The 7,223-nt window shown below is 71.4% G+C and carries 7 protein-coding genes; 5 read left to right on the top strand and 2 right to left on the bottom strand.

The genetic code is table 11. From position 1 onward, the window contains the following. A partial coding sequence (locus PROKR_RS25015; RefSeq protein WP_036969191.1) for an alcohol dehydrogenase catalytic domain-containing protein occupies positions 1 to 467 on the bottom strand: 467 nt, incomplete at its 3' end. Continuing rightward, entirely contained in the window at positions 464 to 1,852 is a 1,389-nt protein-coding gene (locus PROKR_RS25010; RefSeq protein WP_245605961.1) for an MFS transporter, read from the bottom strand. The genes PROKR_RS25010 and PROKR_RS25015, both read right to left, overlap by 4 nt. 152 nt (positions 1,853 to 2,004) lie before the next feature. On the opposite strand from PROKR_RS25010, the gene PROKR_RS25005 reads away from it, so the two are divergent. The 5 genes from PROKR_RS25005 to PROKR_RS24985 form a co-directional block, all read left to right on the top strand. Further along, positions 2,005 to 2,715 (top strand): GntR family transcriptional regulator, encoded by a 711-nt coding sequence (locus PROKR_RS25005; RefSeq protein WP_036969013.1) that lies wholly within the window; start codon positions 2,005 to 2,007, stop codon positions 2,713 to 2,715. 133 nt (positions 2,716 to 2,848) lie between these two features. Further along, a complete protein-coding gene (locus PROKR_RS25000) occupies positions 2,849 to 3,541 on the top strand; it encodes an ABC transporter ATP-binding protein (RefSeq protein ID WP_245605960.1) in 693 nt (230 codons plus the stop codon). Beyond that, positions 3,538 to 4,821 (top strand): ABC transporter permease, encoded by a 1,284-nt coding sequence (locus PROKR_RS24995; RefSeq protein ID WP_036969009.1) that lies wholly within the window; start codon positions 3,538 to 3,540, stop codon positions 4,819 to 4,821. Before PROKR_RS25000 ends, PROKR_RS24995 begins: the two co-directional genes overlap by 4 nt. Before the next feature lie 136 nt (positions 4,822 to 4,957). Continuing rightward, positions 4,958 to 6,457, top strand: a complete 1,500-nt coding sequence (locus PROKR_RS24990; RefSeq protein WP_036969007.1) for an arylsulfatase — start codon at positions 4,958 to 4,960, stop codon at positions 6,455 to 6,457. Then, on the top strand, positions 6,454 to 7,223 hold a 770-nt coding region (locus PROKR_RS24985), incomplete at its 3' end, for a formylglycine-generating enzyme family protein (RefSeq protein WP_051433334.1). The genes PROKR_RS24990 and PROKR_RS24985, both read left to right, overlap by 4 nt.

The following is a 7,223-nucleotide window of genomic DNA, read 5'->3' as shown; positions in this document are numbered from 1 at the left end:
AGCGGCTCGGCCAGCGCGCCCTGCTCGGTGCTCACGCCGTCGGGCAGCGGGCGCAGCTGCTCGGCCCGCACGGCCCGCAGCTCGCTGAACCCGCCGTCGGTGTGCGGGTGGAAGGCCGCCGAGCCGAAGTAGCGCACCTCCGAGTGGAGGTTGGTGCGGCCGGACAGCCGCTCGGGCAGCACGGAGTCCGTCGTGGCCTGTGCCGGGTGCACCGTGACCGCCGTGCCGGGCGCCCAGCCGGGGACGCCCGGCCCGCTGCTGATCACGCGGCCGGCCACCTCGTGGCCCAGCACCAGCGGGTCGCGCAGCACGGCCGTGCCCGAGGACCCGTTGCGCCAGTAGGCGACGTCGGACCCGCAGACGCCGCCCCACTCCATGGCGACGACGACCTCGCCGGGCCCGGCCACGGGGTCGGGGCGCTCCTCGACCCGCAGGTCACCGGCGCCGTGGACGACGACGGCCCTCATGCGGCATCCTCGAGCTGGACCAGGTCGCGGCCGCGGGTCTCGGGGGCCATGCGGGCGGCCACCAGGGTGATGGTCGAGTACACGATGAGCATCGCGGCGATGGGCCACCAGCTCCCCGTCGCCGCGGTGAGCGACGCCGCGATGACCGGGCCGATCGCGGTCGCCAGGATGCCGCCGATCTCCTTGGACAGGGCGAGCTGCGTGAACCGGGTGCGGGCGCCGAACAGCTCGGCCATCGTCACGCTCTCCAGGGCGAACAGGCCCAGCACGCCGAGGTTCAGGCCGGCGATCATCCCGAGCAGCAGGGCGGCGGTGCTGCCGCTGGTGATCAGCAGCATCATCGGGAACGCGAACGCGATGGTCGCCAGGGAGAGCACCGTGTACATGGCGCGGCGGCCGAACCGGTCGCCCAGCATGCCGACCAGCGGCACGGTCGCGAAGCCCGCGATGGAGCCCCACATGATGGCCTCGGTGGGCAGCGCCCGGTCCATGGCGAGGCTGGTGGCGATGTAGCCGACCAGGAAGGTCTGCACCAGGCCGGAGTTGCCCGCCTGCCCGAACCGCAGGGCCAGGGCCAGGAAGAACGCCTTGCCCTTGCGCTGGGCCAGGGCGGCCTCCAGCACGGGCGCGGCCTCGGCCTCCTTGACCTCGGCGCGCGTCATGGCCACGCCGTCGACGACGTCGGGGCGGGCCTCGAAGACCGGGCTCTCCTTGACGTTGCGGCGGATCCAGACGGCGAAGATCATCAGCACGAAGCTGAGCAGGAACGGCACCCGCCAGCCCCAGGCCAGGAGCTGATCCTCGCTGAGCACGACCAGCAGCAGCGCCCACAGGGCGGACGCCGCCAGCGTGCCGGAGTTGGTGCCGAGCGAGACCAGCGAGGCGACCAGGCCACGGCGCTTGACGGGGGCGTACTCGGCGAGCATCACGGTGGCACCCGCGATCTCGGCGCCGGCGCCGAAGCCCTGGACCAGGCGCAGCACCACCAGCAGGATCGGCGCGGTGATCCCGATCATCTGGTAGGTGGGCAGCACGCCGATCAGCGTCGTGGAGACGCCCATGAGCGCGATGGTCAGGAACAGCACCTTGCGGCGTCCGATCCGGTCGCCCATCCGCCCGAAGTAGACGGCGCCCGCGAGCCGGGCCACGTAGCCGACGCCGTAGGTGGCCATGGCCGCGATCAGCGCGATGGCGGGGCTGACGCCGGGGAAGAAGATCTGGTTGAAGACGATCGCGGCGGCCAGCGAGTAGAGCTGGAAGTCCATGAACTCCATGGCCGTGCCGAGCCAGCCCGACACGGCGGCACGGGTGAGGTCCTTGGTCGACCGGGTCACTGCGTTGCCCGGGGAAGTGTTACCCGGTGAGGTCATAGCGGTGTCCGCCATGGGAGGTGCTCCTTGACTTCTTTGACTGACGTCGTTGTCCGACCGGCGCGCGTGGCCGATGTGTGGCAGGTCTTGTATGTAAGCAGCGTCCACAAGTCGGTGTCAACCGTCGCCGGCGTGGAACCGGGGCCCGTCTCGTCTAGACTCCGGGCATGGGGCAAGCCTCGACCCGGTCCAACCGCAGCGTCGTCTACGAGACGCTGCGGCGTAAGGTGCTCACCCTTGAGCTGCCTCCCGGCGCCTCGCTGTCGGAGAACGAGCTGGCCGCGGCCCTCGGCGTCAGCCGCACGCCGGTGCGCGAGTCCTTGATCCTCCTGGGCGAGGAGGGCCTGGTCCGCGTGTTCCCCAAGGTCGGCTCGTTCGTCTCCCGGGTCGACGCCGAGCGTGTGGCCGACGCGCAGTTCCTCCGCGAGGCGGTCGAGCTCGCCGCCTTCGACGACATCCCCGAGACCCTCGACCCCGACGTGATCGCCGAGCTCCGTGCCAACCTGGAGCAGCAGCGCGAGCCAGGGCTCGACATCGAGCGGTTCTTCGCGCTCGACGAGGCGTTCCACCACGGCCTGCTGCGGCTCAGCGGGCACGGCAGGGCCTGGTCGACGGTCGTCGCGGCCAAGGGCCACCTGGACCGGGCGCGGCGGCTCGGCCTGCACGAGACCAACGGCGTGGGCCGTTTCGTGGACGAGCACCATGCCATCCTCGACGCCGTGGTGTCCGGCGACATCTCCAGCGCGCGCGACAGCCTCCGCTCGCACCTGCGCGCCGTCTTCGACGACATCGAGAAGACCCGCCGTCGCTCGCCCGAGCTCTTCGCCGCCGACGACGGCACCGTGCCGGTGCGCCGCAGCATCGCCGTCTGGGAGTAGCCCGGGAGGCGGTCCGGGGCGCCACGTACTACCAGCGGGGTACCCAGGAGTCATCCCTGGGCCGATTCGCTCGCGCCCGCGCTGGACCAGAGTCGCTCTCGTCAGCTCCGGCAACACGAGAGAGGCGGCCGACGTGGCGCCCCCATTGATCTCCGTCCATGACCTGCGCAAGACCTACGGCTCCGGGCCCGGCGCCTTCGAGGCGCTCAAGGGCCTCGACCTGGACATCGCCCAGGGCGAGTCCCTGGCGATCGTCGGCAGGAGCGGGTCGGGCAAGTCCACCCTGATGCACCTGCTCGCCCTGCTCGACCGGCCCACCTCGGGCACCATCGCCCTGGACGGGACCGACACGTCGCGGCTGTCCGCGAAGCAGCTCGACCGCACCCGCAACGGCGCGTTCGGGTTCGTGTTCCAGCAGTTCTTTCTCAACGCCCAGGCCAGCGTGCTGGACAACGTGACGCTGCCCCTGAAGATCGCCGGGGTGCCACGGCGCGAGCGCACCGCCCGAGGCCTGGCCGCCCTGGCCCAGCTCGAGCTCGACGACAAGGCGGGCAACCGCGCCAACGACCTGTCCGGCGGGCAGAAGCAGCGCGTGGTCATCGCCCGCGCCCTGATCAACCGGCCGCGCGTCATCTTCGCCGACGAGCCGACCGGCAACCTGGACACCGCCACGGGCGCCGTCGTGGAGGACATCCTGTTCGACCTGAACCGGCGCCAGGGCATCAACCTGGTCGTCGTCACGCACGACGAGGAGCTCGCCGCGCGCTGCGACCGCAGCCTGTACATCCGCGACGGACGCATCGCGCGCGCGGAGGTGGCGGCATGAGGGCCGGCGACGTCGTGACCAGTGCGTTCCGGAACGCGTTCCGGTCGCGGCTGCGCACCAGCCTGACGGTCCTGGCGATCTTCATCGGCGCGTTCACGCTCTCGCTGACCAACGGCCTGGGCACCGGCATCAACCGGTACATCGACGACACGGTGGCCTCCGTCGGCGTCGACGACGTCATGACGGTCACCAAGGCGGACGAGGACGCCCCCGCCGACGGCGGACCCGCCGAGTACGACCCCGACCAGATCGCGGTCGAGGGACCGCCCGGGGCCACGGCGACCGCCCTGACCGACGACGACATCGACACGATCGCCGGGATCGACGGCGTGCTGTCCGTCGAGCCCGTCAAGAACGTCACCACCGACTACGTCCAGCACGACGGCGGCGACAAGCTCCAGCTGTCGATCTCCCAGTTCGTGCCGGGGATGAAGGCCGAGCTCGCGTCCGGCACCCAGGTCGACCTCGACGCCGCCGACCCCCAGGTGGTGCTCCCCGAGAGCTACCTCGACCCGCTGGGCCTGGGCCGCGCGGCCGACGCCGTCGGGCAGACCGTCGTGCTGGCCGTCACCGACGGCACGGGCAGCCAGGTGACCACGGAGGCGGACGTCGTCGGCATCGCCGAGCCCGGCGTGATCAGCATGGCCGGGGCGGTCCCCAACGACACCCTCGCAAAGACGCTCCACGACCTGCAGGCCACGGGGGCGCCGGAGGCGGAGACCACGCGGTACGCCCAGGCGTCCGTCTGGTTCGAGCCCGCGGCGGGCGACGAGGCCACGCAGGCGCTCCAGGACCGGCTGGCCGACGCCGGCTACACCGCCAGCACCCTGGAGGACCAGCTCGGCACCATCACCTCCGTGATCGACGCCATCGTGCTCGTGCTCAACGGGTTCGCGGTGATCGCGCTGGTCGCGGCCGCCATCGGCATCGTCAACACGCTCTTCATGGCGGTCCAGGAGCGCACCCGCGAGGTGGGGCTGATGAAGGCGATGGGCCTGTCCAGCCCGCGCGTGTTCGCCCTGTTCAGCATCGAGGCGGTGGTCATCGGCCTGGTCGGCAGCGCGCTCGGCGTGCTCGCCGCGATCGGCGTCGGGCAGCTCGTGGGCGGCGTCGCGGGGGACCTCCTGGCCAACCTCCCTGGGCTCACGCTCATCGCGTTCGACCCGGTCACCGTAGCGGCCGTGGTGCTGGGCGTCATGGCCATCGCGTTCCTGGCCGGCACGCTGCCCGCGCTGCGGGCCGCCCGGCAGGACCCGATCTCTTCGCTGCGCTACGAGTGAGCGGCTGAGCGGCCGGGCGGCCGGGCGGCCGGGCGGCCGGGCGGTGCAACTCACCCGTTCTGGGGGAAGTACCGCCCGGTCGTCCTGCCGACCATGAGGGTCAGCAGCAGTGCGCCGCCGAACCAGAGGAGACACCGTGGCCGAGAAGCCGAACATCCTGGTCATCTGGGGTGACGACATCGGGATCACCAACATCAGCGCCTACTCCGACGGCGTGATGGGCTACCGGACCCCGAACATCGACCGGATCGCCGCCGAGGGCGCACGCTTCACCGACTACTACGGCGAGCAGAGCTGCACCGCCGGCCGCGCCGCGTTCATCACCGGGCAGAACCCCTACCGGACCGGGCTGACGAAGGTCGGCATGCCCGGCGCGAAGCTGGGCCTGCAGCCAGAGGACCCCACGATCGCCACCGCGCTGAAGGAGCGAGGCTACGCGACCGGACAGTTCGGCAAGAACCACCTCGGGGACCGTGACGAGCACCTGCCGACGATGCACGGGTTCGACGAGTTCTTCGGCAACCTCTATCACCTCAACGCCGAGGAGGAGCCGGAGCTGGACGACTACCCCACGCCGGAGGAGTTCCCCGACTTCCGCAGCAGGTACGGCCCGCGTGGGGTGCTCCACTCCTGGGCGAACGGGGACGGCACCCAGCGGGTGGAGGACACCGGGCCGCTGACCCGTGAGCGCATGCGGACGGTTGACGAGGAGTTCCGGGACGCTGCGCTCGGCTTCATGCGTGACCAGGCGGGTGACGACAAGCCGTTCTTCCTGTGGTTCAACTCGACGCACATGCACTTCCGCACGCACGGCAAGCCCGAGAGCAAGGGCCGGGCGGGCCGGTGGCAGTCCGAGTACCACGACACGATGCTCGATCACGACGACGTCGTCGGCAGCCTGCTGGACGAGCTGGACCAGCTCGGCATCGCCGACGACACGATCGTCATCTACTCCACGGACAACGGCCCCCACATGAACAGCTGGCCCGATGCCGGGATGACCCCGTTTCGGAACGAGAAGAACTCCAACTGGGAAGGCGCCTACCGGGTCCCCGCCATGGTGCGCTGGCCGGGACACATCCCGGAGGGCACCGTGCTCAACGGGATCTTCAGCCACAACGACTGGTTCGTGACGCTGCTGGCGGCGGCAGGCGAGCCCGCCATCTCGGACAAGCTCCGGCAGGGCACCGAGCTGGCCGGCACCCGGTACAAGGTCCACCTGGACGGCCACGACCAGCTCGCGTACCTCACCGGCGAGTCCGGCGAGTCGCCGCGCAAGCACTTCTTCTACGTGTCCGACGACGGTGACCTGACGGGTATGCGCTTCGACAACTGGAAGATCGTGTTCCTGGAGCAACGAGCCGCCGGGACGCTCGACATCTGGCTCGAGCCGTACGTGGAGCTGCGTGCCCCGAAGGTCTTCAACCTGCGGACCGACCCGTTCGAGCGCGCGGACATCACGTCCAACACCTACTACGACTGGGTCCTGGACCACGTCTGGCTGTTCGTCCCCGCACAGGCGTACGTGGGCACCATGCTGGCCACGCTGGCGGAGTTCCCCGCCCGCCAGGAGCCGGCGTCGTTCAACATCGACCAGGTCCTGGCGAAGCTCAAGTCCGGCGTGCCGAGCGCATGACGACGCACACGGACGACGCGACCCGTACCGCCGGCCTCGTCCGGCTGGACGGCGGGCTGTTCACGATGGGCTCGGACGAGCACTACCGGGAGGAGGCGCCCGCGCACCCCGTGCGGGTCGACGGGTTCCGGATCGACCGCTACGCCGTCACCAACGAGCGGTTCGACGCGTTCGTCGCCGCCACGGGGTACGTGACGGTGGCGGAGCGGCCCCTGGACCCGGCGCTCTACCCGGGCGCCCCGCCCGAGAACCTCGTGCCCGGGTCCATGGTGTTCACGCCGACCACCGGCCCCGTGGACCTGCGCCACCTCAGCCAGTGGTGGGCCTGGGTCCCGGGGGCCTCCTGGCGCCACCCGGAGGGACCCGGCTCCGGGATCGAGGACCGCGGCGAGCACCCCGTGGTCCAGGTGGCCCACGAGGACGCCGCCGCCTACGCGGAGTGGGCCGGAGCGAGCCTGCCCACCGAGGCCCAGTGGGAGTACGCCGCCCGCGGCGGTCTGGACGGCGCCGAGTACACCTGGGGCGACCAGGCCCGGCCCGGCGGACGCCTGCTCGCGAACACCTGGGACGGCCCCGACTTCCCGTGGCGGTCCACCGGCGAGTCCGGCTGGGCCCGCACGGCGCCGGTGGGTTCATTCCCACCCAACCGGTACGGCCTGTTCGACATGGCCGGCAACGTCTGGGAGTGGACCGACGACTGGTGGACCGACCGCCACCCCGCGGCGGCCGACGCGTGCTGCGCGCCCGCCAACCCGCGCGGCGGCGC

It is taken from the genome of Promicromonospora kroppenstedtii DSM 19349, from assembly GCF_000515355.1.
Lineage (GTDB): Bacteria > Actinomycetota > Actinomycetes > Actinomycetales > Cellulomonadaceae > Promicromonospora > Promicromonospora kroppenstedtii.
This window is presented reverse-complemented; position numbering and strand designations above follow the sequence as displayed.